Here is a 26,598-nt window from a genome sequence, read left to right as displayed (position 1 = left end):
GTGTTAAATCATGTTGCACAGCAACAAGCGGTTGAAAGCAAGATGATCGCCGAACACATTGTTGACATTGTCACCAAAGCAAATGTGAATACTCTAGCAGCTTATGATGTCAAACGAATAACACGGGATCTAGGTCAGATGACAGAAAATCTACAAACATCCATCAAAACCTTTCGGATTTAATCCGCTTTTTCCTAACTGGTCTAAAAACAGGGCTTACAAAATAATACACATCACGCAACTCGCGAACTGACAAGAGGGCGGTGTATAGTGATGGGTTTTCTGTACTGCTGGCCTTGGACATGACCGACTTTATCCGTATTCGTGGTGCGCGTACGCACAATCTGAAAAATGTTGACTTGGACTTGCCGCGTCACCAGCTGATTGTGATGACGGGTCTTTCTGGCTCGGGCAAATCTTCGCTCGCTTTTGATACGCTCTATGCCGAGGGTCAACGCCGCTATGTAGAATCCCTCTCTGCCTATGCCCGTCAATTCCTGCAAATGATGGAAAAGCCGGATGTCGATTTGATTGAAGGTCTGTCGCCGGCCATTTCCATTGAACAAAAAGCCACCAGCCACAACCCCCGCTCAACCGTCGGTACGGTTACCGAAATTCACGATTATCTACGCCTGTTGTTTGCCCGTGTAGGCACCCCAGTTTGTCCCGACCACGGGCAACCGCTGGCTTCCCAAACTGTCAGCCAGATGGTTGACCATGTGTTGTCCTTACCAGAAGACACCAAACTGATGATTTTGGCGCCGGTCGTCATGGGTAAAAAGGGCGAGAATCACGATTTATTTGAAGAATTACGCGCCCAAGGTTTTGTACGGGTACGGGTTGATGGCGAAGTGTATGACATCGACGCCATCCCAAAACTGGAAAAAAATCGCAAACATACCATTGAAGTGGTCATTGATCGTTTAAAAGTCCGTGCTGATAATCAGCAACGGTTGGCAGAGTCGTTTGAAACGGCACTCGGCCATGCCGAAGGACGAGCAATTGCCGTTGAAATGGAGAGTGGAAAGGAACACTGGTTCTCTGCCAAGTTCGCCTGTCCGGTTTGCAGCTATTCCTTACCAGAATTAGAACCACGCTTATTCAGTTTTAACAATCCGATGGGCGCGTGTCCCAGTTGTGATGGGCTGGGGCACATGAGTTTTTTTGATCCCAAACGGATTGTTGCTCACCCTAGTCTCAGCTTGGCTGCTGGGGCAATTAAGGGATGGGACCGCCGCAACCAATTTTATTTTCAGATGCTACAAAATCTGGCTGAACACTATCAGTTTGATTTAGAAACGGCTTTTGAAGACCTCCCCGAGGCCGTGCAACATGTGGTGCTGTATGGTTCTGGGCACGAGGACATTGCGTTTACGTATCTCAATGAACGTGGCACACGTTTTTCTCGCAGTCATCCGTTTGAAGGCATTGTCTCTAATTTTGAACGTCGCTATCGCGAAACAGAATCCAGTGCAGTGCGCGAAGAACTCGCCAAATATCAAAACAGCCAAGTGTGCCCGAGCTGCCAAGGGTCGCGGTTACGCAAAGAAGCACGCTATGTCGAAGTGGGGGGCCAAACCCTCCATCAAATCAATCAATGGCCATTAAAAAACACCCTCGCTTGGTTTGAACAGTTGCAGTTGGTTGGCCACAAACAAACCATCGCCAGCAAAATTGTCAAAGAAATCGCCGACCGCCTCGGTTTTTTGGTGAATGTGGGTCTCGATTATCTCTCGCTAGAACGCTCCGCCGACACGTTGTCTGGTGGAGAAGCGCAACGCATTCGCCTCGCCAGCCAAATTGGTTCGGGATTAACGGGGGTGATGTATGTGTTAGATGAACCATCAATAGGCCTACATCAACGGGATAACGACCGTCTGTTAACGACATTGATGCGGTTGCGCGATTTGGGCAACAGCGTGATTGTGGTGGAGCATGACGAAGATGCGATTCGTGCCGCTGATTTTGTGGTGGATATGGGGCCCGGTGCCGGTGAGCATGGTGGGCACATTCTAGTGGCTGGCCACCCAGAAACAGTCGCCAATCACCCCAATTCTATTACGGGTGCTTTTTTATCCGGTCGGCGCAGTATTCCGATTCCTACACAACGCCGCGCGCCCACAGAAAACGTGTTAAAAATTCATGGCGCCAGCGGCAATAACTTAAAACAGGTTGATTTGACGTTGCCGGTCGGTTTGTTTGTTTGTGTCACTGGCGTGTCGGGTTCTGGCAAATCTACGCTGATCAACGATACGCTCTATCACGCTGTCGCGCATCACCTCCACAATAGCCAAACCGAAGCCGCGCCTTATCAAGACATCACTGGTTTAGAACATTTTGATAAGGTCATTAACGTTGACCAATCTCCGATTGGCCGCACGCCGCGCTCCAATCCAGCCACTTACACCGGTTTATTTACCCCAATTCGCGAATTGTTTGCTGGCGTGCCCATGAGCCGCGAACGTGGCTATGGCCCGGGCCGCTTCTCGTTTAATGTCAAAGGTGGCCGTTGTGAGGCGTGCCAAGGGGATGGTGTGCTTCGCGTTGAAATGCACTTCTTACCCGATATCTATGTCCCCTGTGATGTGTGTCATGGTAAACGCTACAACCGTGAAACATTAGATGTGCAATACAAAGGCAAAACCATTGATGAAGTGTTGCAAATGACAGTGGAACAGGCACTGGCCTTTTTTGCTGCCGTGCCGACTGTCGCCCGTAAATTACAAACTTTGATGGATGTCGGTTTGGGCTATATCCGGCTGGGACAATCTGCCACCACACTATCTGGAGGCGAAGCGCAACGGGTTAAGTTGGCATTGGAACTCTCGAAACGCGATACCGGTCGAACCCTGTATATCTTGGACGAGCCCACCACGGGTCTGCATTTCCATGATATCGATTTGTTGCTCAAGGTACTGCATCGTTTGCGTGAACATGGCAACACGGTGTTAGTGATTGAACACAATCTGGATGTGATTAAAACAGCTGACTGGATTATCGATCTTGGGCCAGAAGGGGGCGCGGGAGGGGGAACCATCCTTGCCAATGGCACACCAGAACAGGTCGCCACCATTCGCAATAGCCACACCGGTTACTATTTGGCAAAAGTCTTAGGCATGACAACGCCATCTTCTTAGAAAATCATCATGGCTCAATTTATCAACCGCTTTGCTCGTCTACCAGATGCGCTGTTCGCTCGAGTGAAAGCAACACCACTCTCGGACAGCCGTTTGTTGCTATGGAATCAACCGCTGGCACAACAACTGCAAATTGAAGCATGGCAACAGCAACCGGCAACCCTCGCCGCCTTAGCTGGAGACGGCCATCTTGTTGGCAGTGAGCCACTGGCCGCCTTATATGCAGGTCATCAATTTGGGGTGTATGTGCCACAACTTGGCGATGGCCGCGCATTATGGCTTGGCGAATTGGCTATCGCCAATGGCCAATATGCAGAGTTACAGCTTAAAGGCGCCGGCCCCACCCCGTTTTCACGTGGGGCTGATGGTCGAGCTGTCTTGCGTTCTAGCATCCGCGAGTATCTGGCCTCGGAAGCCATGCACGGGTTAGGCATTCCCACCACCCGCGCCCTTGCCTTATTTGGATCGTCCCAGTTGGCACGGCGTGAACGCTGGGAACCGACAGCAGTGGTGTGCCGTGTTGCCCCGAGTTTTATCCGCTTTGGTTCGTTTGAGGTGTTGTATTGGCGTGGTGAAACTGCTTTATTAAAAATATTGGCAGATTTTGTGATTGAACAGAGCTATCCCGACTGTCAATCTGCCGCCAATCCCTATGAAGCTTTATTGCAATGCGTGGTATTACGTACAGCAGAGCTTATGGCAGCGTGGCAAGCGGTGGGTTTTGTGCATGGCGTGATGAATAGCGACAATATGTCGATTGCTGGGCTGACGTTGGATTATGGGCCCTATGGTTTTCTCGACCGCTATGTACCCGATCAGGTATTCAATCACTCCGACGATCATGGGCGCTATGCTTTCTCACAACAACCGCGCATTGGCCTGTGGAATTTATATTGTCTTGGTCAAGCTTTAATCGATCTGATCGGTAAAGACACCACGCTGGCGGTACTCGGACAATATGAAACGCATTATCAACAGGCTTGGCAACAGAATATGGCCGCCAAATTGGGATTACGCGAATGGCAACCCGACGATGCGGCTTTAGTTGAAACATGGCTGACTTTGTTAGCTGAGCAAGGCGCAGACTACACTCGTGCCCACCGCTTGCTGGCCTATTTTGTGAACGCAGAGGCTGCCGGCCCAGTTCGAGATGAGTTTGTCGATCGTGTCGCCTTTGATCAATGGGCACAGCGCTATCAGCAACGCTTACAACAACAGAACCTGTCTGCGATTGAACGGCAAACCATGATGCTGGCAGCCAATCCCAAATATATCTTGCGAAACTACATGGCAGAACAAGCCATCCAGCAGCTAGAACAACATCAAGATGACAGTGAGCTACAACGCCTCGCCCATCTGTTACAACAACCGTATGCTGAACAAGAGGAATATGAGGCCTATTTTGCCCACCCACCGGCGTGGGCGCAGGGCATCCATCTCAGTTGTTCATCCTAAATACTCCACCCACCTCGGCGCAGAACGCACTATTTGCTGAGGGGTGCCAGTTGGAGATAAGGCGATGTTGGCGCGTAGGCAGGCTGATCGCCAGCGGTGGACACGCGATGGAGAGATAATAAGGTGTAATGACCGATATTGCCCTTTTCAATCGCCATCTGTTGCCACTGTTCGCCATCAAATAGCGCAATGCTGTTGCCGTGTTCCATTTTTGGACATTCATCCGCTAAACAAAGGGAATAACGGGTAAAGCGTGCCGCACCTTCAACCCGTCCATCAGGTAAAAAGCGGACTTGTTGGGGTGTCGCTTGGCCAGAAGGAGTCAGTACACGATAGCTGCCTTGGAACCACATTTGATTCAGCAGACTGCGAAATGGTGATGCTTCATCAGGATTCACTTTAATAAACAAAGCATTATCACGCAAACGTTGATATTTGCCATTCGCCAGAGGCACAAAAACCTCTTGTGGGTGTTCACCCATCGCCGACACAGTAACACGACCACTGAAATCACGTTGGTAAGCCAAGCTGAGATTATGTTTGGCAGTACTCAACAACACTTGTGGGGCGGAGGGGTGGAACCGCAGTTCTAGTGTTTCGTGAACAGGCAACGTCCCTTGGAGGGTTGTCGCAGTGGACAATGTTTCGAGTGCCGATTCATTGATCCAAACCCCACGCTCACCCTGTATTTTGACTTGTTGTGTTGCCAGCGGGGTAGTACACGCGCCCAACGTCAAGCCCATCATCGTTGCGGTCATCGTGGTTTGCCACATGCGTTTTGACATGACCATCTTATTTTTTTCCTTGGCAAAGAAGCGATAGACGAAGATTAACAGACTTGGCGCTGTCGTACAGCCGCTTTGCAGCATGGATGACTTAGCTATTCTCTTTCGGTTTCAGCGCAGTCAACGCATTGCGTTGCGCTTCTAGTGCACGAACCTGCATGGTAATCATGCCCAAATTCATGGTCAGCCAATTCTCAATCACGCGCAGTTCGGCCAGTTTCCGATCCAATTCTGCTTCGCTCATCGGCGGCATAAATTGTTGCAAAGCGTGCAAAGGATTCACTGTCCCGCCGGGCCAAAATTGACGTAGCAAGGCAAAGGGGTCGGTTGGGTTGAAGTCTTGACTCATACTATCCTCGGCTCTCATTGGGTTAAAAAAAGCGCGTGCTGAGGCATACTCTAACACGCGCTTATCATTCACAGGAGAATGTAAAACAGTTACATCATGTGTTGACCGCCATTGATAGCCACGTTAGCACCAGTCATAAAGCCCGCTGCATCAGACGCCATATAAGCCACCAAAGAGGCAATTTCTTCTGGTTTACCGAGGCGACCCACAGGGATATTGGCAATGATCTTATTGCGTACATCTTCCGGCACCGCCATCACCATCTCAGTGGCAATATAGCCGGGGCTGATGGTATTGACTGTGACCCCTTTTTTCGCCACTTCTTGCGCCAAGGCCATCGTAAAACCGTGCATACCAGCTTTGGCAGCGGAATAGTTGGTTTGGCCAAATTGACCTTTTTGGCCATTGATGGAGGAAATATTGATCACACGGCCAAAACCACGCTCAACCATCCCATCCACAATCGGTTTACAGATATTGAACAGCGAGTCCAGATTGGTGCGAATCACCGCATCCCAGCTGTCTTTATCCATCCGTTTGAACGTGCCATCGCGGGTAATGCCAGCATTATTCACCAACACATCAATTGCGCCGACTTCTGCTTGCACTTTCGACACCATCTCAGCACATGACGAAAAATCACCCACATCGCACTGATAAGCGTGAAAGTGGTAGCCCTGTTCTTTCATGTTTGCCAGCCAATCCTGTTCTTTACCAGGACGGCTGAATGTTGTCACGACGGTCATCCCAGCATCAGCCAGCATTTTACAAATTGCTGTTCCAATGCCACCCATGCCACCTGTTACAAGTGCGATACGTTGAGTCATGACTCCCCCTTTATGGTTTTTGTGTGTCTTAACATCCTGCTCGAAGCAGTTTCGCGACCTTGTTTGTGCCCATTTTTGGGCCAATTCGTACAATTAAGTACGATTGACAAGATTTGAGACTCGCCCCGCTTGGGTTCACGGAACGGGTCAGATTCAATAGGGTCAATGGTTTTAAAGCCGTATAGCTTAACTTGGCATTGTTAACTTAGCATGAAAGCTGCATGGAACAATAGTTCCACTAGGCGGGAATGTCGCGAAAATGTACGTTTTGTTGCAAAAACGTACAATTAACCCTAAAAAAACCTACTGCTCACAACAGAACAGTAGGTTTAGATTAAATTCACGAATTTTTCTCAATCGCTTTCCACCTGGCGTAGCATATACAAGACGTCCTCTCACTTAGATATAAATGCCGTCCGCACCGCAGCAATGATGTGTGTCTGTAGATCAAAAAATGCCCCACCTTCTTGAAAAATCTGTGGCAAGGCTTTACGCAATTTATTACTAACAATCCAGTTCTCTTGTTTCAGTGAACGAATAATACGGTCGGCATCCGCATCTGGCATTTCCACCACAGCCTTCAGAGCCGCCAATGCCTGATCGTATTGACGTAATAATTGCGCCTCATCAGCCATTTCATGCTCTATTGTTTGTCGCAATACCTTACTCAGATAACGTACATGACCGCTTAGGTCTAGATAACGCCAGGCATGTTGCGCGTCTTTGATACGGATAAACTCAAAATTAGTTTCTACTCCATCAGGACAAACACGTCGCCCGCTAAAATGGTAAGCATCCGCATACAGACGCATAAAGGGTTTAGAAAATAACTCTAATGTTGCGTCATAATCTGCCCGACCTTGGGCACTACCAGCAATAGTGGCAGATACCGGCACAATCAGATTAGCTGGTACAGCTTTATCAACAGCCAATAAATGATTGATGAGAAAACGGTGTACTCGTCCATTACCATCAGCAAGGGGATGCAGGTAGACAAAAGCAAACGACACCGCTGCCGCTCTGACAACAGGATAAGCGCCACGAGTTTTAGCCTCATAGAGCGCAAGCGCTGTTAGCATCTCGGGCACGCTTTCTTCATCAGGAGCAATATAGTGCACTATCTGTGCCCGAAAGCTGTTTTCTCCGACAAACACCGGTGATTGACGAATTCCCACCCGTAAAGCTCGTTCACCCAGCACAGCTTTTTGCAAGGTAAGTAAGGCATCAGGTGACAGTGGATCTTCTAAACGCCCACTGAACTCACCGATAGCAGCAGCAAAGCGTTTCACACGATCTGCCTTGTCAGCTTCATGTTCAATAGCAAAACTGGCACGGGACTCTTTGAGCGTCAACCATGCGGCACTGCGTAGCAATATCTCGGGGCCATAAGTATCGTCAAGTGCCTGCACCCCTGCGGCCACATCAAACAGCCAACTGCGTTCAGCCTCTGGTCCCAAATACACCATCGGACAAAACACAGGTGTACCAGGTAAATTATTGTTGACACGCCAACGGCGTACACGCTCTGGTGATTGGGCCGTCAGGTACAAACTGGCATCAATAGCATCGACATACGCTACATTGGCAGCCGTATCAGGTAGGGACAACCTCCGGCCAGTTAACCATTCATATAAAAATGCAGTACGGCGGGCATAACGACCAGTGGGTTCATCTTGTACCCATGCCACTATTTCAATGGGGTCTATCTGTGTAAATAGGCGTGAAAAAAATTCGAGATTTAACCGCTCATATTTCAAACCAAATTCAAAATGGCCGCGAAAGGTATTGAGGGGTTGATATTGAGGGGGCCAAGTGAGCGTTTCTCTTTCGGGGGTATCTGTACGTTGGCGTACAGCACCTAGGCGACTATGGCTAAATAAAGGTTGCACCAGCAGTATGCCATACTGCTGCGCTAGGCGTTGAAACCCTAATAAAATCTCTGACATGGCCAATTATTTCGATAACAAAGCCACTATTTTGCTATAAAAATCGGGGTTTAACACCAAAACGATAATTCAATCACTATGAGACAACTTTAAGCCAACAATCCCAATCACAATACACAACACAGACAGAATCCGCCATAAATTGGCACTGTCCTTAAACAAAGCGATCCCAACGATGAACGCACCCACCGCACCAATTCCGGTCCAGATCGCATAGGCAGTGCCAATTGGAATGGTGCGTTGCGCTAACCACAAAAAATAACCACTGGCGGTCATTGCCGCGACCGCAAAGCCAATCCACGGCCATTTATACGGCGTGGTTTGTGACAACTTTAAGCCCAATGGCCAGCCAATTTCACATACCCCAGCCAACAACAAATAAATCCACGCCATAAAACAACCTATTGTTTTTTCAATAAAAAGTAAAACTCACGCCGCGAACCGGGGCGGTTGCCTTGCCAGATAATTTCCCACGAGGGTGAGGGTTGATAATCAGCACGATAGTGCATCACCATCCGATACTGACACGCAGCACCTGCGGTTTGTTCTGTCGGCAACAGCCGAATACCGGCAAAGTAATACCACAATGCCCGTTGGACATAATGAGTGGAGGCGGTGGCCACACAGTTGGCATCGGATGGAATCGCCGCTTGCATTGCCAACGCCGTCGAACGATAGCTTTTTTGTGCATCAAACCACGGCAACCACAGGGTCATACCCAATCCCCATACCAAAGTTGCCCCCGCTGCCCAATTGGTCACTGCTTGACGACCACGCACATGCCGGCGTGTCACCGCCCACACCCATGTCAAACTTGCGGCAATACCCAAGATCAGAAAAGGCCAGTTAATGTGTGGCTGATACGCCGGACTAAAGAAATATGAACGCTCGGCCAATTTTGTTGGCCAGCCAAAATTCATTGCCCCCCAACCCACCCACATAAATGCGCCTAGCAGGCCAAAGGTCATTAAACCAAACCAATTCAGAAAAGAGGCTGCACCACGCCGTAACGAATCTAACTCGCTGGCGGCCAACATCACCAAGGGCAATAACAACGGCAATGCCAAGGCTTGGGTTTGGCGAGGAGACAAGGTCAGCAGACATAACAACACCGTGAAAAACAATAACGAGAGCTGTGTGACAGGCTCATCTAAACGGTGACGGCGTTGCCACACCGCCCATGCCGCTAATGGCCACGCCGGCCATGTAAACCACGGGAAAAGTTTGAGGTAATAACCGAATTCATGCAGAACATCTAAGCGGCCAAAACCGTTAAATGGTCCCAACGCATGTTGCAACCACCATTGTTCAAATAATGCTGGACTGGCTTTGTGTAACAACAAGGGCCAACACAATAGCAATGGCAAAGCCACCACCGGTGCCACTAATAAGGTTTTGAGATATTCTCCACCACGCCATGCCCTAAACGCAGGCAGCGTCAACGCCACCATCCAAATCAACGCCAGCTCTAACAGGCTAGCACACCACATAATCAATACGCTCGCTAAGCCCAACCACAAACCGGCTAACCAGCCCTGTCGAATACCGAGGGCAAGGGCATAAAAGCCAAGACAAAATCCGGTGAACAACCCAACATCAGGAGACAGCTCATGGCCCCACGTCATAAGACCCAGACAACCAATCAAGATCATCACCGCACTGCGGCCATGGCGACGCCCAATTAAATCTCGTCCTGCCAATCCCACACACCACAGCGCCAGCGACATCAATAAAGGTGTAGCAATCCGCGCAGCATCGTGAGCAGACAACAACCACGGCGACAATAACGAAACCAGCGATGCAGCCAGCCAATGATAGAGCGGGGGCGTTTCTAAGTAAGGTACCCCGACAATGCTTGGTACCGACCAATTCCCTGTTTCTAGCATCGATTGCACGATACCAACCACATACGGTTCATTCGGTCGCCACGGATCGTGCCCCAAGATGCCGGGCCATAACCAAACAAAACACAATAAGAGCAACAACCACGGTTTTTCTGTAGGTCGTTCGGCTTCGGGTGGGCGGGGAGGAGTGTAGGTCAACATAACAGCACCACGTGATCCAAAATGGACAGGCGAAAAAAAAGGCAGCCTGCGCTGCCTTTTTTTGCGGAGACGCGCAGAGATTAACGCGCGAACTTGCCGAACTTCTGTTTGAACTTGTCGATACGACCTGCGGTGTCAACCACTTTCTGTTTACCTGTGTAGAAAGGGTGGCACTCGGAGCACACTTCAACGTGGAAGCTTTCTTTGCGCATGGTCGATTTGGTCACAAAAGCGTTGCCGCAAGAGCAGGTCACTTTCAGATCGGTGTATTCAGGATGGATACCGGATTTCATGATTTTCCTTTGGGGTTTCGGGTATAGGGGTTGTGCCTATACCGCTTTGAAAACCCAGCATTATCCTTGAGCCTTGACCGATTGACAAGGTAAAACAGCGTTAAACTCGCCGCCAAGTGGTCCCTTGAGGGCCATCCTCCAACAAAATCCCCGCCGCCAATAATTCATCACGGATGCGGTCAGATTCTGCCCAATTCTTTGCGACTCTTGCTTCACGCCGCGCCACAATCGCCGCTTCGACACGTTCAGCGTCCCAATCGCCAGCTTCTTGTCCACCTTGCAGAAAAGCCAACGGTTCGCGTTGCAATAAACCCAATACGCCCGCCAAAGCACGCAGCACACTGGCTAAAACGGCGGATCCAGTCCGATTGACCTCTCCGGCCAATTCAAATAACACTGCCATCGCTTCAACAGTATTGAAGTCATCATTCATTGCAGCTTGGAAACGCTGGGCATACGGTTGTTGCCAATCGATTTCCGCTGTCAACTCAGCAACCGAGAAAGGTTTTAATGCAGTGTAAAGACGGGTTAAAGCCCCTTTGGCATCCTCTAAATGGGCATCAGAGTAGTTTAATTGGCTGCGGTAGTGAGCACGCAAAATAAAGAAGCGCACGACTTCGGCATCAAATTTTTCTAGCACTTCGCGAATAGTGAAAAAATTGCCGAGTGATTTCGACATTTTTTCGTTATCCACCCGAATAAAGCCATTGTGCATCCAGTAATTCACATAAGCGTGGCCATGTGCGCCCTCGCTTTGTGCAATTTCATTTTCATGGTGAGGAAACTGTAAATCCGCCCCGCCACCGTGAATATCGAAGTGATCGCCTAAATGATGGCAGCTCATGGCTGAACATTCGATATGCCAACCCGGACGGCCATCACCCCACGGCGAGGCCCATTTTGCCTCACTCGGTTCATCCGCTTTGGCAGCTTTCCACAACACAAAATCTAACGGATCTTGTTTATTGGGATCGACGTCCACCCGTTCACCTGCGCGCAAGTCTTCTAAACTTTTACCAGACAACTTGCCGTAACCAGAAAATTTACGCACCGCATAATACACATCGCCATTCGGGGCACAATACGCCAAGCCTTTTTCAATCAGTGCCGCAATCAGTTGATGCATTTGGCCAACAAACTCGGTGGCTTTCGGCTCATGGTCTGGTCGTAACACACCAAGGGCATCAGCATCTTCGTTCATCGCTTGGATAAAACGGGCAGTTAAATCATGGATCGACTCTTGATTTTCGAGTGCTCGCTTAATGATTTTGTCGTCGATGTCGGTAATGTTACGAACATAGGTGACTTGATAACCTGCAGCACGCAACCAACGCGCCACCATATCAAAAACCACCATCACCCGAGCATGACCTAAGTGGCAATAATCATATACTGTCATACCACAGACATACATCCGCACTTGATTGGGTGTAATAGGACGAAAAACTTCTTTTTGACGGGACAGGGTATTGAACAGAGTAAGCATAATGATCCGACGGTAGGTCAGCTGAAAATGGTACAGTGTAACAGAAAGGCGCGCAGCAACTGAACGCCGCGCGCCAACAAATAAAACGTGCTCTACCGGATGAGGGCAGAGCACAGGATTATCAAGCGTCAGACTTAAGAGGGTTTCTTCGCGTCTGCTGCGGCATCTTGTGGTGCTGATGATGTGTCAGGTTCTGGTTCTGGCTCTGGCTCTTGCCAAGGCAGGCTAATGGGTTGTTTATTCACCGTCAGCTGCTGGCCATCCCACGTTAGCGCAGTATCAATCTGTCCACCTCTGATAACAACATAGCCCTGCTCTCGCCATTGCAGCAATTGACTCGAAAACAGGCTTTTCGCCAAGTCATCAATTTCTTGCACGCTAGGCGGATTTTCTGCCCGTTCATCGACCATAAACAAATTACGCGCCTGCGCCACCACCAGATCTTCTAGCGTTTGACGTGGCAGACTTAATTTGGCGTCGGCATGAACCTTGGTCAGAAAATCGAGGGCTTTATGTAAGTCCGCATCTTGCACCGCCTTTAACGCCACCTGACCACTGACATCAACGACGCCATCTGGTAGCTGTAATTTCAGCGTATTGACTTTAACAATTGGATCTTGCTTCAACAGCGGTGCGCCCTCACGCAATACGGTATCAACATAAGTACGGCGCAATTCAGCAGGGTCTTTGCCTTCAAATGGAATCGCGGACAGAGCTTTGTCAAGTTTAACCAACGTGGGGCCATGTAAATGGTTTGCTGATACATCCAGCTCTAACGGGCCCACCGTAGTTTTATTGATCATCAAACTGGCGAAATCAAAGCGACCACGGGTATTAACAAATTCTCCATTTTCTTCTGTGTTAACACGATAGCGCAGCTTTTTCAGTTCAGCTTTCGATGGTTTGATTTCACCGGAAGGATTGATAAATTCACCCACCCGAATCCGCGTCAACAAATACACCAACTCATTCAGACGAATTTCGTAAGGTACACTTTCTCGTGAATCAAGTTGGATGTTCTCTATCGTTAATTCGCTATTACCAATATCGACGCCGGTTTTGCCGGGTGTGGTCTCGGACACAAACGCCACGTTTTTAAATTCGACGTGACCTTTGATCGCTGCATCGACTTCTAAACCCGGTAAACGCGCATCGATTTGGTATTGCTGATAACCCGAGGCATAGTCCACTTTGCCATGAAAACCGCCCCAACGAATTTTGACGCCAGAGAGGGTTTCTTCGTAGTCAAATTTGGGAATAGCCACCTGCAGTTCACCACCACCGGAGAAGTACAGACGATTGGTTAGGGTAATCGGGTCGGCATCACCAAAAAACTTGCTCAGCGTTTTGCGCGTCGCATCACTCATAATAAATTCAGTGCTGACTAGCGCGCGCGCGGGGCGTAGGTCGAAATCGGTCAGGCCAGGTAAAGGGCCATGTTTGATGTGGTGGGTATAGACAATTTTGGCGTCTAACATCCCTCTTGCTTGTTCGGGCAAAATATTGAGATAGGGTTCGAACAACTTACGGTTGAGCACCAGCTCGGTTTTTTCGCTAGAGCTAAACCAACCACGCTGATAGTCATGCGATTGCACAGTAAATAAAGGCAACCCAGCCACCATACGGTGTTGTTCTAACAAGGTTTCTTCTGCTTTTAAACCTGTCCAATACGCTGCCCCTGCATAGCACAGAGCTGACAGAGCCACTCCAGCCGCAGCGAGCCGCCATGTTTGCTTACTCACTATTTCTATTCCATCAGTATTTGCCGTGGCAAGAATCTTAGCACCATTGCTCATCAAATCGTGTTTTTCTACGACTTTTCTGCTATCGCGGCCTGTCACCCAGACAACGATCAAACAAGCCACATCTAACAGTGCCAAGTCGATGGCTGCATCTGTTAAGATAGTATTTTGGTTAAAAAATGAAGGATGTACCGCCCATGTTGTTCCTCGAAGGTCTGATCGACCTACCCTGGTGGGGCTATGTATTGGTGGCATTGGGATTAACTCATATCACCATCGCGGCAGTAACCATTTATCTGCATCGTCATCAAGCCCATCGTGCGCTCGACTTGCATCCCATCCCAAGCCATTTTTTCCGCTTCTGGTTATGGTTGACGACGGGGATGATTACCAAACAGTGGGCGGCCATTCATCGTAAACATCATGCACGCTGCGAAACAGCGGATGATCCACATAGCCCACAAGTGCTCGGGATCAAAAAAGTGATGTGGGAAGGGGCCGAGTTATATCGTGTCGCCTGCAAAGATCAATCTATCATGGATAAATTTGGCCATGGTGCCCCTGATGATTGGTTAGAGCGCAATATCTACACCAAACACAATGGCAAAGGGATTGTCCTGATGGCAGTCATTGATGTCTTGTTGTTCGGCCCGATTGGTTTAACCATCTGGGCGGTACAAATGGCATGGATTCCGTTTTGGGCTGCCGGTGTGGTGAATGGGATTGGTCACTATTGGGGCTACCGTAATTTCGAAAACGAAGATGCCGCTACCAATGTTTTCCCGTGGGGTATTTTAATCGGTGGTGAGGAGTTGCATAACAATCACCACACCTTCGGCACTTCGGCCAAACTGTCTTACAAATGGTTCGAGTTTGATATTGGCTGGATGTATATCCGCATCATGGAAATGATCGGCCTCGCCAAAGTCCGCCGTGTGGCACCTAAATTACTGCATGGCGAAGTGAAATCCCATCTCGATTTGGACACTTTACACGCCATTATCGCCAATCGTTATGCAGTGGCAGCGCAATACGCGAAATCGCTCAAATCGGCTTATGAAGAAGAATTGAGCAGCTTGCGCGGTAAATTGCCAGAGATGCAAGGCAATATGACGCGGCAAATGAAAGTGTGGCTGAAACAAGATGGCAAAGACATTCCAGCACAAGAACGCTCACAGTTAGATCAGTTGTTAGAGCAAAGCCCAGTGTTACAGACCATTTATTCCATGCGGCAAGAATTATCTCGGCTGTGGGAACGCTCGAATTTGACCAAAGAGCAATTGCTTAAAGAGTTACAAGATTGGTGCGCTCGGGCCGAAGCATCTGGGATTGCCCAATTACGCGAGTTCTCGTTACGTTTGCGTGCCATTGCGGCAGTGGCTTAATCGGGGAGAAAAGGGATGTCGTCTATTCAACGTTTATTACCCGGTGCACGCTTATCCGAGGCCGTGGTATTCAATGGGATGGCCTTCTTAGCAGGCCAAGTACCAGAAGACACCAGCCGCGACGCCGAGGGGCAGACGGCAGAAGTCTTATCGTTAATCGATAATGTGTTAGCGCAACTGGGCACCGATAAAACCCGTATTCTCGATGCAACTATTTTTTTAGCTGATTTGGCTGATTATGATGCGATGAATCGGGCATGGGATGCGTGGGTACCGGCTGGTCACAGCCCAGCACGCGCCACCGTCGAGGCGAAATTAGCCAATCCAGCATGGAAAGTCGAAATTAAAATCGTCGCTGCCTTGTGATTTTTTTGTGGTATCAGGCCCGCTGTGTCAGCACAGCGGGTCTTTTTTTGCGATGTGAAAATGGATTTATTCGAAACCCCTTCCTCAACCACGCTACCGTTAGCCGAGCGAATGCGCCCACGACATCTGGACGAGGTCATTGGGCAATCGCATTTGCTTGGTGCAGGTAAACCGTTACGGTTGGCTTTTCAAGCACGAAAACTGCACTCGATGATTTTTTGGGGGCCGCCCGGGGTGGGTAAAACTACCTTGGCCAGACTGACTGCCCATGCTTTTGAGGCAGAGTTTATTGCACTCTCGGCGGTGTTTTCGGGTGTCAAAGAGATTCGTGCAGCAATGGAACAAGCCGAACACTATCGGCAACAGAATAAAAAAACCATTTTATTCGTTGATGAAATTCACCGTTTTAATAAGTCGCAACAAGATGCCCTGTTGCCTTATACCGAGAGTGGCTTAATCACTCTACTCGGCGCCACCACCGAAAACCCCTCATTTGAAGTGAACTCGGCTTTGCTGTCGCGGGCACAAGTCTATGTTTTGCAATCGTTAACTGACGATGAATTACAACAGCTGTTAGCCCGTGCCCAACACATAGCTATGCCGGATTTGATTTTGGATGAAGTAGCACGCACTACGCTGGTTGCGTATGCCGATGGTGATGGCAGGAAATTGCTCAATTTGGTTGAACAATGCACCACAGCAGCACAAGCAGCAGGGATTCGCAATATTGATGCGGAGTTTATCCACCACGCCTTAGCCCTCACCCCCCGCCGATTTGATAAAGGGGGCGAGTTTTTCTACGACCAAATTTCAGCTTTACACAAGTCAGTACGCGGCTCTAATCCCGATGCCGCCTTATATTGGTTAACTCGAATGTTAGATGGTGGGGCCGATGCTAAGTATTTGTCGCGGCGGATTATTCGGATGGCGTGGGAGGATATTGGGCTGGCCGATCCAAGAGCGATGCAAATTGCCAACGATGCCGCCACCACTTTTGAGCGTTTAGGCAGTCCTGAGGGAGAGTTGGCATTAGCGCAGGCAGTGATTTATTTAGCTGTCGCCGCAAAGAGTAATGCGGGGTATGTGGCTTACAATCAGGCCAAGGCTTTTGTAAAGCAGGATAAAAGCCGAGAAGTCCCCGTTCATCTACGCAATGCGCCAACGAAATTGATGAAAGAACTGGGTTATGGCCATGAGTACCGCTATGCACATGATGAACCCAATGCGTATGCTGCAGGGGAAAATTATTTCCCTGACGGGATGGCCGCACCGAATTGGTATCAGCCTGTACCAAGGGGGCTGGAAATTAAAATTGCGGAAAAACTCGCTGTTTTGCGGAAGTGGGATGAAGAAGGATAGTCGCAAGCCGATTAGGTTTGAGTCTATCGATATGGTCAGCTTCGGTACTACCCTCGAATAAATTTGAGAAAAATGTTTTATTAACCACCATAAAAAATGCCAATTTATTTACCTAACGATATTTTTTAATCGGTTAAAGGTAAATCATGGAAAAATAGTGCTTTACTCATAGTATCTTTACAAGGAATAACAATGAATATACATAAGCTAGAGATCAAAGGTTTTAAAAGTATTGCACATATTAAGCTTGATAATAGTTCACCCTTTCTGGTGTTAGCAGGTGCAAATGGCTCAGGAAAAAGCAACTTAGTTGATGCGCTTGCATTCCTTGGTGCAGTTATAAAACGAGGGGTTGTTCAAGCGGTTCGTGAGTTTGGTGGGTTTAACCAAATTCACTGTTTCAAGTTTCGCAAAGAGCAACGGACAACGATGTCATTCACACTAGAAATAGATATAAACAGTGTGCACTATCATTATGACTTAACGATCCGATCGCTAGAAAACTTACCAGAAATCCAAGAAAGTTTAAAAGTCAATGGTAGCATATTGATTGATCGTAAAAACTCCAGTGAACCTCAAGTCCAATTAGGTGATCGTGAGGGGTTACAAAAATTAACAAGCTATCCTAAGGAAATGTCAGCGATGATGTTATTAAGCGATACTGCACTTTATCGCTTTCTGACTAATATTTGTGTTTTCCGTATTGACCCGTTTGCAGCAAAAGAACCTGATAATGCTGCGGCCGATGCCACAGCCCTTGATCCAAACGGCAAAAACATCGCAACGATGTTATCTGTGCTTGAAAAAGACGATGATTTTCGCGAACAGGTATTAGAGTGGATCGAACTCATCGTTCCGGGTATGGAAAACGTGAAAACAGAGAAGCAAAGACTGGATGCTTCAACCGTAATAACATTTAAAGAAGAAGGCACCAAGGCACGATTTCCAGCTTCACTAATATCAGATGGTACAATTTACGCTTTATGTATATTAACTGCCATTCTAAGCCGCGCACGGGAATATGGAATTACCATCATTGAAGAACCTGAGCGTGGCATTCATCCGAAGGCTATCGCAGAACTCGTTCAACTCATGCGTGAAAATGCCTCTACCCAGCACCCTGTGTTTATCACCACTCATAGCGAATCAGTTGTGAGAAGTTCGGAGGTAGAGGAACTTTATTTTGTGAGTAAAAAAGACGGAAAAACACAAATTCAAAGTGCTAAAACCTCTGGTATTGATAAGAAAAAAATTGCATTAGATACAGCATGGTTAACAAACCTATTTGATGGGGGTTTACCATGGTAACAAATGAACGTAAAAAAATAGGCTTTATTGTTGAAGGGGGTAGTGAAAAAATTATTATTGAGTCGCCACAGTTTAGGGCATTCTTGAACAAACATGGTTGTGAGCTGGTAACACCAGTTATCGATGCCGAAGGCGGGGGTAATTTACTACCACAAAATATTGAGGAATTTACTAGCCGACTTGAACAAAAACAAGTAGATGCTATTTATGTTTTGACTGATTTAGAAGATGAATTGCACATCGAGACGGTTAGACAAAGGGTGAGGCATACCAAAATTACCTTTGCTTTCATCGCTGTCAAAGCACTTGAAGCATGGTATTTAGCAGATACCGATGCGATGAATACTTGGCTAGGCACCCAAGATTTTTATGAATCAGAGCCAGAGAAAACAGTGGGCAAGCCATGGGATAGATTAAAAGAAATTGCAGCTGAAAAGGGTAAGCGTGGCCCTGGACAAAAAATATCTTTTGCAAAGAGAATCACTAAATATTGGCATTTCGCTATTGAAAATGCTGCAAAACATGAAGCTTGCCCGAGTGCAGCGGAGTTGATCAGTCATTTTGAAAAATCAACTCACAGATAATCAACTCAGACTACAAAACTTGAATGGCGCTAATGCGCCTCCCCGACTTTCACACCAGAACGTAATTGCTCTGGTGGAATGGCGAGGGCGGCGACGGTGGTTTGCATCGCAATAAAGTCTGCTTCGGTTAACCGTTGCTGTGCCGCTTCGATAGACAACTGCCCCGCCATCGCAGCCAAACGCGGCGCTAAAGAAGACGGAATCGCACGCTGTTCACCCCATACGTTCAAAAGCGTCTGTGCCAAATCAGGACGGTTACACACCAACACCATGTCACAACCGGCTTGCAAAGCTAACGCAGCCCGTTCCACCACGCCACCGGCGCCTGCAGCCCCTTCCATGCACAAATCATCGCTGAAAATCACACCTTCAAAACGCAATTGTTGCCGCAGAATGTGTTGCAACCAGAAAGCAGAAAAACCAGCAGGTTGATCATCAACCGCCGGATATACCACATGGGCCGGCATCACCGCAGCCAAACCCTGTTGAGCCAAAGCAGAAAAAGGCTGTAAATCCGCCGCTGCAATCGTGGCAAAATCACGCTCATCCACTGGAATTGCATGATGAGAGTCTGCTTCTACCCAGCCATGCCCCGGGAAATGTTTGCCACACGCCGCCATGCCGCCACGGGCCAAGCCACGTATCAACGCCTGAGCTAACACCGTTACCGTGCTTGCCTGCAAAGCAAAAGAACGGTCACCAATCACCCCAGAACGGCCCCAGTCTAAATCTAGGACTGGCGTAAAACTCAAATCGACGCCCACTGCACGCAATTCAGTCGCTAACACTTCGCCACATTGCTCTGCCAAAACCAGCGCCTGTTCAGGGGTTTGTTGCCATAACTGCCCCAATACCCGCATCGGCGGCAAATGCGTAAAACCGGATAAAAAGCGTTGCACCCGCCCACCTTCATGATCGACTGCCACCAATAAAGCAGGAGATCGCACCGCATGAATCTCTGCCACCAGATCACGAATTTGTGCTGGCGAGACAAAATTACGCCGGAACAAAATCACCCCGCCGACTTGTGGGTGACACAGTAATTCGCGTTCATGGGCTTGTAGCTCGGTGCCCTGAATATCCAACATTAAAGGGCCGCGTGGCAAAGATAAAATTGGCATCGGTTTATTCGTCCGTTTCTAAGACAACAAAAGCTAGCGACAGCTGTTTTTCATCAGAGAGAGAAAGATGACAACGCTGAATCTGACGTTCAGCCAACCACTGCGCCGCTGCAGGGGCAAACACCACAACAGGCTTGCCAAGGTGATCGCGTTGAATCGACATGGCCGGCAACAAAAAAGGCGCACGTACCCCCAACCCTGTCGCCTTACCAATCGCCTCTTTTGCCGCCCAACGCTTGGCTAAAAAAGCCACCGGCTGTGGATGTGAAAGAAACTCAGCAAACTCAACCGCACTCAGCAAGCGGCGGGCAAACCGTTCACCGTGTCGTTGCCAAACGGCGGCAATGCGTTGGTGATCGGTGAGATCAGTACCAACACCGTAAATCACTTCGCGCCCCGCCGTGCCTCAACCATCAACGTTTTCATATCGCGTACGGCCTGAGCAAAACCAGTGAATAACGCTTGAGCAACAATGGCGTGACCAATGTTTAATTCTGCAATGTCTGCAATTTCTGCAATCGGTGCGACATTGTGATAATTCAAACCATGACCTGCATTCACCACCAAGCCCAAATCAGCTGCACGACGGGCAGCCACGCGAATCCGCTTCAATTCTTGTTGCGGTAAATCATGCCCTTCGGCATCAGCGTAACGGCCAGTGTGCAATTCAACCACCGTTGCCCCCGATTCTGCTGAAGCACGAATGGCTTCTTCATCAGGATCGATAAACAGCGAAACACGAATGCCGGCCTTACGCAAAGTGCTGACATAGTCTTGAATCAAATCAAATTGTGCCAACACATCCAACCCACCTTCAGTGGTGATTTCTTCACGCTTCTCTGGCACCAAACAGACATCTTGCGGCCGGATGGCCAGCGCATGTTCCAACATCTCTGGCGTCAGTGCCATCTCTAAATTCATGCGCGTTTTAATCGCCCCACGCATCAATTTCACATCTTGATCTTGAATATGGCGGCGATCTTCGCGCAAATGCAGCGTGATTAAGTCAGCACCAGACGATTCCGCCACCAAAGCAGCCTCAAGTGGACTGGGATAACGTGTGCCACGTGCCTGTCGCAAAGTAGCAACATGATCGATATTCACACCAAGCAAAATCATGGCAAACCCTTCTTAAAAAGAAACATTAAGCCGGCATCACCGGCCACACGCGCGTACGCGGCTCATGTACCGCATGTAACACCCGTCGGGAAGTTAAGGGCACTGTCCCCAATACGGCATCAAGCAAAGTACGCAGTAAAACCTTGGCTTCTTGCAATACCCAACGCTGTTGTAATTGATCGTGCGCTAACGCCAATAACGTGGTACCCGAAACCAAACATTGATAACCCGTTTCAGGGAGATCCACCGGCAACACCAACGGCAGCGGTTCCGCCCCATGACCGGCAATAAAACAATATTGTTGTTCAGGCGCAATCGGTATCACACCACCAGCTTGGTGGGTGAGGTTAGGGGCATAGCCCAAACCAGTTAACAACGCCAATTCAAAACGCCGCAACACCCACGACACCGCGCCGATTTCACCACAGGCCAGCCCAATAATGGCTTGTTGATAGGCAGTGAACACCGCTTCATGTGGGTCATCACGCGCCAGCAATCGCAACAACAACTCGTTGAGATAAAAGCCAGACAGCAAGGGCAACCCGCTTAACTGTGGCACCCCTCCGAGCCATTCTACTTGTGCCAAAGTCCGCAGTTCGCTTTTACCAAACCAATCGACCACCAACGGCACAAACGGTAAAACCTGCCCGCGAATTTCTGCCCGAGGCCGCCGAGCGCCACGGGCCACTAAAGCCACCCGACCATAATCACGGCTTAAACATTCCAACAACAGGCTGGTTTCTTTGTAAGGCTGGCTGTGCAGCACAAAAGCCGGTTGTGCCTCGACTTTCATGGCCGGTGCTTATAAATCAAATTGCTTCAAGAAACGAACATCATCTGCCCACCCGCCTTTAACCTTGACCCACACTTCAAGGAATACACGGGTCGCAAACAGTTTTTCCATATCGGCCCGCGCTTCAGACGCAATTTTTTTCATTCGCTCGCCACTTTTCCCAATCACAATCGCCTTTTGTCCGGGTTTATCGACAAAAACAGTGGCGTAGATATGGAAGCGGCCGTCTTCTTCGGTTTCAAAGCGATCTACTTCGACATTCATCGCATACGGCAATTCTTCACCGAGATAGCGAAACAGTTTTTCACGGACAATTTCCGCGGCTAAAAAGCGGGAGTTTTTGTCGGTGACCATGTCCTCTGGGTATAACGGTGGGCCTTCTGGCAAATAAGGGCTGATGATACTGAGTAGGGCATCTAACCGATGGCCATGTTTTGCCGATACGCTGATGATTTCAGCAAATTCAAACGCTTGGCTGGCGGATAATAAAAACGCTGCCATCCGCGCTTTGTCTTTCAAACGATCCGCTTTATTCACCACCAAAATCACTGGGCGGTTTTTAGGTAGCAAAGCAATCACTTCGCGGTCGGCATCCGACAATCGCCCCGCTTCCAACACAAACAACACACAATCGACATCCGCCAAGGTATCACGCACGCTTTTATTCAACGCATCGTTAAGCGCATTGCGGTGTTTGGTCTGAAATCCCGGGGTATCCACAAAGATGTATTGCACCAAAGGACGAGTTTCGATACCCGTCACGCGATGGCGTGTGGTTTGTGCTTTTTCTGAGGTGATCGAGATTTTTTGCCCAATCAGATGGTTCATCAAGGTCGATTTACCCACGTTTGGCCGACCCACAATGGCGACAAAACCACAACGAAAACCTTCGGGCACAGCAAAATACGGTTGCACCGTCTCAGGGAGCTCGGGCAAGGTGTCGGGGGCATCGTTCATGGTTTCACTTTCCGTTTTTTGCTGGGTGATGGCTGGGCCAAAATGGCAAGCACTGCTTCAGCCGCTTGTTGCTCTGCACGCCGGCGGCTAGAACCGCTGCCTTCGGCTACCACGGTCAGGACAGGTAATTCACAACTGACGCGGAAATGTTGTGCATGGGCTTCGCCCGACTGCTCGATAATACGATAGTTCGGCAATGCCAAACGGCGGCTTTGCAGCCATTCTTGCAGCCGAGTTTTGGCATCTTTGACGTGGCCTTCTGGGTTTAAAGCATTGACCTGTTCAACAAACAGATGGCGCACCACATGCTCTGCTTGTGCAAAATCGGCATCTAAACAGACCGCCGCAAAAATCGCTTCTAGGGCATCCGCCAAAATCGATGGCCGTTGTGCACCACCGCTTTTCATTTCGCCTTCACCCAAACGCAAGACACCACTGATACCGATGTCTAATGCCACTTGTGCCAAGGTATCCTGATTGACCAAATTGGCACGCAAACGCGACAAACTGCCTTCGGATTGATCAGGAAAACGGTCAAACAGCATCCGCGCAATGCTGTAATTCAAAATACTGTCGCCGATAAATTCGAGGCGCTCATTATTAGGTACACCAAAGCTGCGATGGGTCAGCGCCTGTAACAGCCATTCAGGTTGTTGAAAGACATAATTCAGACGCTGCATCAACAGCGGTAGAGAAGAAGACGCCATGCTCAATGTATCCGCGTCCCAATGCGAGAGGGTTCGCTAAAATTCATCCAAATAAAGAAAGCCTCACCGACTAATAACTGATCTGGGACAAACCCCCAATAACGGCCATCATGACTGTTATCGCGGTTATCACCGATGGTGAAATAATGTCCAGCAGGCACTTTGCAGCTAAAACCTTCTTCGTTGTAACGACAATTTTCACGGAAAGGAAACTCCGCCACTTGAGGCATAAACACCGGCGGCATCCCTTCCACTTTTAAGACTTGATAAGAACGACCATCCAACGTTTCGCGATATTGCCGTGAATGCACCATCGCCAAACCTTGTTCTAAATAATCGTAGGTACCGTCCGTCACATCTTTGACCCGTTCGCCGTTGATAATCAAGGTTTTATCACGGTATTCCACCACATCACCGGGCAAACCCACGACGCGTTTAATAAAGTTGACTTGTGGATTAGGTGGGAAACCAAATACGACCACATCACCACGCTTTACCTTGTTCACGTCGATTAACACATTGTTTAACACCGGCACGCGAATACCGTAGGTAAATTTATTCACCAGAATAAAATCACCGACCACTAAGCCGGGGCGCATCGAGCTAGAAGGAATTTGGAACGGCTCAACCAAAAATGCACGCAGCAAAAACACCACCAAAATCACAGGGAAAAAGCTACGGGCATATTCAACAAAATGAGGTTGTAGCTGTTCGGGTGAACGGCGTTTGGCTAGCACAAAGCGATTCAGCCCTGTCACCACCCCCGTCACCAGCACAAACACCAACATCACAGCAGTAAAGCTCATCCATTGGGACAACAAACCAAAGCCACCGAGCACCAAACACAAATAACCTGTTTGCACGCCAATCGGCTGATCTTTATCGGTTGGCTGCCGTTTTCCTGAGACCGCAATCAGGATGGGGCCTAATACGGTCAGAATGGCAAATACCCATAACCAATTCATCTCGTGCAATCCTTATTTATCGCTGACTTGCAAAATGGCCAAGAAAGCGGCTTGTGGAATTTCCACATTACCCACTTGCTTCATCCGTTTCTTACCTGCTTTTTGTTTCTCAAGCAGTTTTTTCTTACGCGTAATATCACCACCGTAGCACTTCGCTAACACGTTTTTACGCAGGGCTTTAATGGTTTCACGGGCAATAATGTGGCTACCGATGGCGGCTTGTACTGCAATATCAAACATCTGGCGTGGAATCAGTTCACGCATCTTGGCAGCCAACTCTCGGCCTCGATATTGGCTAGAAGCACGGTGTACGATTAAAGACAAAGCATCGACCCGTTCGCTATTGACCAAAATATCCAATTTCACCAAGTCTGCCGTTTGGAATTCTTTGAATTCATAATCCAACGAAGCATAGCCACGGCTGGTTGATTTCAATTTATCAAAGAAGTCCATCACCACTTCATTCATTGGCATGTCATAGGTCAGCATCACTTGCCGCCCCATGTATTGCATATTGCGCTGCACGCCGCGTTTTTGATTACACAAGGTCATCACTGCGCCGACATAATCTTGTGGTACCAAAATGGTCGAGGTAATGATCGGTTCGCGGATTTCTTCGATTTTGCCGGGGTCGGGTAGGCGCGAGGGGTTTTCCACCTCGATTAACTCACCGTCTTTCAGCAACACTTCATAGACCACCGTTGGCGCCGTGGTAATGAGGTCCATATCAAATTCACGCTCAAGACGCTCTTGCACAATTTCTAAGTGCAACAGCCCCAAGAAGCCACAGCGGAAACCAAAGCCCAAGGCTTGCGAGACTTCTGGCTCGAATTTCAACGAAGCATCGTTGAGCTGCAATTTTTCTAAGGCATCGCGGAGGGCCTCATAGTCATGGCTTTCCACCGGATATAAACCGGCAAACACCTGAGATTGCACTTCTTTAAAACCCGGTAAGGGTTCGGTAGCAGGCTGAGAAGCCAAGGTGATGGTATCGCCCACTTTTGCCGATTTCAGCTCTTTAATACCGGCGATCACAAAACCGACTTCACCTGCATGTAATGCCGGACGAGGCATCGATTTGGGTGTAAAGACCCCGACTTGCTCACATAAATGTTCTGCGCCGGTGGCCATGAACTTGATTTTGTCTTTGGGTTTGAGACTGCCATCCACCACCCGTACCAACATCACCACACCAACATAGTTATCAAACCATGAGTCGATAATCAGGGCTTTCAGTGGGGCATCGGCTTTTCCCTGTGGTGGCGGAATTTTTTTAACAATCTCTTCTAGAATGTCTTCGATACCAATACCCGATTTTGCCGAGGCACGCACAGCATCGGTGGCTTCAATCCCGATAATGTCTTCAATTTCTTGCGAAACGCGCTCAGGTTCAGCGGCAGGTAAGTCAATTTTGTTTAACACCGGCACCACTTCTACGCCCAATTCGATGGCGGTATAGCAGTTGGCAACGGTTTGGGCTTCTACCCCTTGTGAGGCATCGACAACCAAGAGCGCCCCTTCACAAGCCGACAATGAGCGGCTGACCTCGTAAGAAAAGTCAACGTGTCCGGGGGTATCAATCAGATTCAGGGCATAGGTTTGACCATCACGGGCGCGATATTGCAGGGCAGCGGTCTGAGCTTTAATGGTAATGCCACGCTCTTTTTCGATATCCATCGAATCAAGCACTTGGCTGTTCATTTCACGCTCAGATAAGCCGCCGCAGTATTGAATAAAACGATCAGCCAGTGTGGATTTACCGTGATCAATATGGGCAATAATCGAAAAATTACGGATTAGGTTCATGGCATTCGGCAAAAAAGATGAAGGGCACACGCGGTGCCCTCTAAAGACGCTTAACAGCGCGCG

General features: G+C 48.8%; 25 protein-coding genes. 8 read left to right on the top strand and 17 right to left on the bottom strand.

All coding sequences use genetic code 11. The features are described 5' to 3' along the window. From ACTBZS_RS04420 to ACTBZS_RS04410, 3 genes are all read left to right on the top strand, one after another. The coding region (locus tag ACTBZS_RS04420; protein WP_463043387.1) for a hypothetical protein at positions 1 to 183 on the top strand (183 nt) is incomplete at its 5' end. Between the two features lie 119 nt (positions 184 to 302). Beyond that, entirely contained in the window at positions 303 to 3,137 is a 2,835-nt protein-coding gene (uvrA, locus tag ACTBZS_RS04415) for an excinuclease ABC subunit UvrA (protein WP_463043386.1), read from the top strand. Between the two features lie 9 nt (positions 3,138 to 3,146). Beyond that, a complete protein-coding gene (locus tag ACTBZS_RS04410; RefSeq protein WP_463043385.1) occupies positions 3,147 to 4,592 on the top strand; it encodes a protein adenylyltransferase SelO in 1,446 nt (481 codons plus the stop codon). A gap of 29 nt (positions 4,593 to 4,621) precedes the next feature. Here the strand turns inward: ACTBZS_RS04410 and ACTBZS_RS04405 are convergent, their stop codons facing one another. The 9 genes from ACTBZS_RS04405 to ACTBZS_RS04365 all read right to left on the bottom strand — a co-directional run bounded on the left by ACTBZS_RS04405 (position 4,622) and on the right by ACTBZS_RS04365 (position 14,065). Beyond that, positions 4,622 to 5,383, bottom strand: a complete 762-nt coding sequence (locus tag ACTBZS_RS04405) for a hypothetical protein (RefSeq protein WP_463043384.1) — start codon at positions 5,381 to 5,383, stop codon at positions 4,622 to 4,624. Positions 5,384 to 5,468: 85 nt separating this feature from the next. Continuing rightward, complete coding sequence (locus ACTBZS_RS04400; protein ID WP_463043383.1) at positions 5,469 to 5,726, bottom strand: PhaM family polyhydroxyalkanoate granule multifunctional regulatory protein; 258 nt, start codon at positions 5,724 to 5,726, stop codon at positions 5,469 to 5,471. 89 nt (positions 5,727 to 5,815) lie between these two features. After that, a complete protein-coding gene (gene phbB / locus ACTBZS_RS04395; RefSeq protein ID WP_460430002.1) occupies positions 5,816 to 6,553 on the bottom strand; it encodes an acetoacetyl-CoA reductase in 738 nt (245 codons plus the stop codon). 395 nt (positions 6,554 to 6,948) lie between these two features. Then, a complete protein-coding gene (locus tag ACTBZS_RS04390; RefSeq protein WP_463043382.1) occupies positions 6,949 to 8,499 on the bottom strand; it encodes a Fic family protein in 1,551 nt (516 codons plus the stop codon). Positions 8,500 to 8,568: 69 nt separating this feature from the next. Continuing rightward, the gene (locus ACTBZS_RS04385) at positions 8,569 to 8,892 is read right to left on the bottom strand and encodes a DMT family transporter (RefSeq protein ID WP_463043381.1); all 324 of its coding nucleotides are present in this window, start codon (positions 8,890 to 8,892) and stop codon (positions 8,569 to 8,571) included. Positions 8,893 to 8,900: 8 nt separating this feature from the next. After that, entirely contained in the window at positions 8,901 to 10,544 is a 1,644-nt protein-coding gene (locus tag ACTBZS_RS04380) for an ArnT family glycosyltransferase (RefSeq protein ID WP_463043379.1), read from the bottom strand. Positions 10,545 to 10,624: 80 nt separating this feature from the next. Beyond that, positions 10,625 to 10,837 carry a 50S ribosomal protein L31 gene (gene rpmE / locus ACTBZS_RS04375; RefSeq protein ID WP_460429999.1) on the bottom strand — a complete coding sequence of 71 codons (213 nt, stop codon included), beginning with the start codon at positions 10,835 to 10,837 and terminating at the stop codon, positions 10,625 to 10,627. A gap of 100 nt (positions 10,838 to 10,937) precedes the next feature. Then, entirely contained in the window at positions 10,938 to 12,323 is a 1,386-nt protein-coding gene (gene cysS / locus ACTBZS_RS04370; protein ID WP_463043378.1) for a cysteine--tRNA ligase, read from the bottom strand. Positions 12,324 to 12,457: 134 nt separating this feature from the next. Next, positions 12,458 to 14,065: a YdgA family protein gene (locus tag ACTBZS_RS04365; protein WP_463043377.1), complete on the bottom strand. Its 1,608-nt coding sequence runs from the start codon at positions 14,063 to 14,065 to the stop codon at positions 12,458 to 12,460. A 197-nt stretch (positions 14,066 to 14,262) separates the two neighbouring features. On the opposite strand from ACTBZS_RS04365, the gene ACTBZS_RS04360 reads away from it, so the two are divergent. The 5 genes from ACTBZS_RS04360 to ACTBZS_RS04340 all read left to right on the top strand — a co-directional run bounded on the left by ACTBZS_RS04360 (position 14,263) and on the right by ACTBZS_RS04340 (position 19,067). Next, on the top strand, positions 14,263 to 15,450 hold the full coding sequence (locus ACTBZS_RS04360; RefSeq protein ID WP_463043376.1) for a DesA family fatty acid desaturase: 1,188 nt from the start codon (positions 14,263 to 14,265) through the stop codon (positions 15,448 to 15,450). Positions 15,451 to 15,465: 15 nt separating this feature from the next. Continuing rightward, complete coding sequence (locus ACTBZS_RS04355) at positions 15,466 to 15,816, top strand: RidA family protein (RefSeq protein ID WP_463043375.1); 351 nt, start codon at positions 15,466 to 15,468, stop codon at positions 15,814 to 15,816. Between the two features lie 60 nt (positions 15,817 to 15,876). Next, positions 15,877 to 17,175, top strand: a complete 1,299-nt coding sequence (locus ACTBZS_RS04350; RefSeq protein WP_463043374.1) for a replication-associated recombination protein A — start codon at positions 15,877 to 15,879, stop codon at positions 17,173 to 17,175. Between the two features lie 192 nt (positions 17,176 to 17,367). After that, the gene (locus ACTBZS_RS04345) at positions 17,368 to 18,483 is read left to right on the top strand and encodes an AAA family ATPase (RefSeq protein ID WP_463043373.1); all 1,116 of its coding nucleotides are present in this window, start codon (positions 17,368 to 17,370) and stop codon (positions 18,481 to 18,483) included. Next, positions 18,477 to 19,067 carry a DUF4276 family protein gene (locus ACTBZS_RS04340; protein WP_463043372.1) on the top strand — a complete coding sequence of 197 codons (591 nt, stop codon included), beginning with the start codon at positions 18,477 to 18,479 and terminating at the stop codon, positions 19,065 to 19,067. The genes ACTBZS_RS04345 and ACTBZS_RS04340 overlap by 7 nt, the downstream gene beginning before the upstream one ends. Before the next feature lie 29 nt (positions 19,068 to 19,096). On the opposite strand, the gene nagZ is transcribed toward ACTBZS_RS04340, so the two are convergent. The 8 genes from nagZ to lepA are packed head-to-tail and all read right to left on the bottom strand — an operon-like array spanning position 19,097 to position 26,535. Then, positions 19,097 to 20,188: a beta-N-acetylhexosaminidase gene (nagZ, locus tag ACTBZS_RS04335; RefSeq protein WP_463043371.1), complete on the bottom strand. Its 1,092-nt coding sequence runs from the start codon at positions 20,186 to 20,188 to the stop codon at positions 19,097 to 19,099. A 4-nt stretch (positions 20,189 to 20,192) separates the two neighbouring features. After that, complete coding sequence (gene acpS, locus ACTBZS_RS04330) at positions 20,193 to 20,576, bottom strand: holo-ACP synthase (protein WP_460429990.1); 384 nt, start codon at positions 20,574 to 20,576, stop codon at positions 20,193 to 20,195. Then, positions 20,573 to 21,307, bottom strand: coding sequence for a pyridoxine 5'-phosphate synthase (gene pdxJ, locus ACTBZS_RS04325; protein ID WP_460429989.1), 735 nt, complete (start codon positions 21,305 to 21,307; stop codon positions 20,573 to 20,575). Before pdxJ ends, acpS begins: the two co-directional genes overlap by 4 nt. A gap of 25 nt (positions 21,308 to 21,332) precedes the next feature. Next, complete coding sequence (recO, locus tag ACTBZS_RS04320) at positions 21,333 to 22,100, bottom strand: DNA repair protein RecO (protein ID WP_463043370.1); 768 nt, start codon at positions 22,098 to 22,100, stop codon at positions 21,333 to 21,335. 9 nt (positions 22,101 to 22,109) lie between these two features. Continuing rightward, the gene (gene era / locus ACTBZS_RS04315) at positions 22,110 to 23,057 is read right to left on the bottom strand and encodes a GTPase Era (RefSeq protein ID WP_460429987.1); all 948 of its coding nucleotides are present in this window, start codon (positions 23,055 to 23,057) and stop codon (positions 22,110 to 22,112) included. After that, entirely contained in the window at positions 23,054 to 23,764 is a 711-nt protein-coding gene (gene rnc / locus ACTBZS_RS04310) for a ribonuclease III (RefSeq protein ID WP_460429986.1), read from the bottom strand. The genes era and rnc overlap by 4 nt, the downstream gene beginning before the upstream one ends. A 2-nt stretch (positions 23,765 to 23,766) precedes the next feature. Further along, positions 23,767 to 24,729, bottom strand: a complete 963-nt coding sequence (gene lepB, locus ACTBZS_RS04305; protein WP_463043369.1) for a signal peptidase I — start codon at positions 24,727 to 24,729, stop codon at positions 23,767 to 23,769. Positions 24,730 to 24,741: 12 nt separating this feature from the next. After that, complete coding sequence (lepA, locus tag ACTBZS_RS04300; protein WP_460429984.1) at positions 24,742 to 26,535, bottom strand: translation elongation factor 4; 1,794 nt, start codon at positions 26,533 to 26,535, stop codon at positions 24,742 to 24,744. Positions 26,536 to 26,598 lie beyond the last annotated feature (63 nt).

The organism is Aquaspirillum sp. (assembly GCF_055136605.1).
Note: the sequence above shows the minus strand (reverse complement) of the source record. Positions and strands in the feature narration are given on the sequence as shown.

Bases quoted from the DNA above. Each gene is read 5' to 3' on its own strand.
- uvrA (WP_463043386.1), top strand. From the start codon at position 303: ATGACCGACTTTATCCGTATTCGTGGTGCGCGTACGCACAATCTGAAA.
- ACTBZS_RS04410 (WP_463043385.1), top strand. From the start codon at position 3,147: ATGGCTCAATTTATCAACCGCTTTGCTCGTCTACCAGATGCGCTGTTC.
- ACTBZS_RS04405 (WP_463043384.1), bottom strand. From the start codon at position 5,383: ATGGTCATGTCAAAACGCATGTGGCAAACCACGATGACCGCAACGATG.
- ACTBZS_RS04400 (WP_463043383.1), bottom strand. From the start codon at position 5,726: ATGAGTCAAGACTTCAACCCAACCGACCCCTTTGCCTTGCTACGTCAA.
- phbB (WP_460430002.1), bottom strand. From the start codon at position 6,553: ATGACTCAACGTATCGCACTTGTAACAGGTGGCATGGGTGGCATTGGA.
- ACTBZS_RS04390 (WP_463043382.1), bottom strand. From the start codon at position 8,499: ATGTCAGAGATTTTATTAGGGTTTCAACGCCTAGCGCAGCAGTATGGC.
- ACTBZS_RS04385 (WP_463043381.1), bottom strand. From the start codon at position 8,892: ATGGCGTGGATTTATTTGTTGTTGGCTGGGGTATGTGAAATTGGCTGG.
- ACTBZS_RS04380 (WP_463043379.1), bottom strand. From the start codon at position 10,544: ATGTTGACCTACACTCCTCCCCGCCCACCCGAAGCCGAACGACCTACA.
- rpmE (WP_460429999.1), bottom strand. From the start codon at position 10,837: ATGAAATCCGGTATCCATCCTGAATACACCGATCTGAAAGTGACCTGC.
- cysS (WP_463043378.1), bottom strand. From the start codon at position 12,323: ATGCTTACTCTGTTCAATACCCTGTCCCGTCAAAAAGAAGTTTTTCGT.
- ACTBZS_RS04360 (WP_463043376.1), top strand. From the start codon at position 14,263: ATGTTGTTCCTCGAAGGTCTGATCGACCTACCCTGGTGGGGCTATGTA.
- ACTBZS_RS04355 (WP_463043375.1), top strand. From the start codon at position 15,466: ATGTCGTCTATTCAACGTTTATTACCCGGTGCACGCTTATCCGAGGCC.
- ACTBZS_RS04350 (WP_463043374.1), top strand. From the start codon at position 15,877: ATGGATTTATTCGAAACCCCTTCCTCAACCACGCTACCGTTAGCCGAG.
- ACTBZS_RS04345 (WP_463043373.1), top strand. From the start codon at position 17,368: ATGAATATACATAAGCTAGAGATCAAAGGTTTTAAAAGTATTGCACAT.
- ACTBZS_RS04340 (WP_463043372.1), top strand. From the start codon at position 18,477: ATGGTAACAAATGAACGTAAAAAAATAGGCTTTATTGTTGAAGGGGGT.
- nagZ (WP_463043371.1), bottom strand. From the start codon at position 20,188: ATGCCAATTTTATCTTTGCCACGCGGCCCTTTAATGTTGGATATTCAG.
- pdxJ (WP_460429989.1), bottom strand. From the start codon at position 21,307: ATGATTTTGCTTGGTGTGAATATCGATCATGTTGCTACTTTGCGACAG.
- recO (WP_463043370.1), bottom strand. From the start codon at position 22,100: ATGAAAGTCGAGGCACAACCGGCTTTTGTGCTGCACAGCCAGCCTTAC.
- era (WP_460429987.1), bottom strand. From the start codon at position 23,057: ATGAACGATGCCCCCGACACCTTGCCCGAGCTCCCTGAGACGGTGCAA.
- rnc (WP_460429986.1), bottom strand. From the start codon at position 23,764: ATGGCGTCTTCTTCTCTACCGCTGTTGATGCAGCGTCTGAATTATGTC.
- lepB (WP_463043369.1), bottom strand. From the start codon at position 24,729: ATGAATTGGTTATGGGTATTTGCCATTCTGACCGTATTAGGCCCCATC.
- lepA (WP_460429984.1), bottom strand. From the start codon at position 26,535: ATGAACCTAATCCGTAATTTTTCGATTATTGCCCATATTGATCACGGT.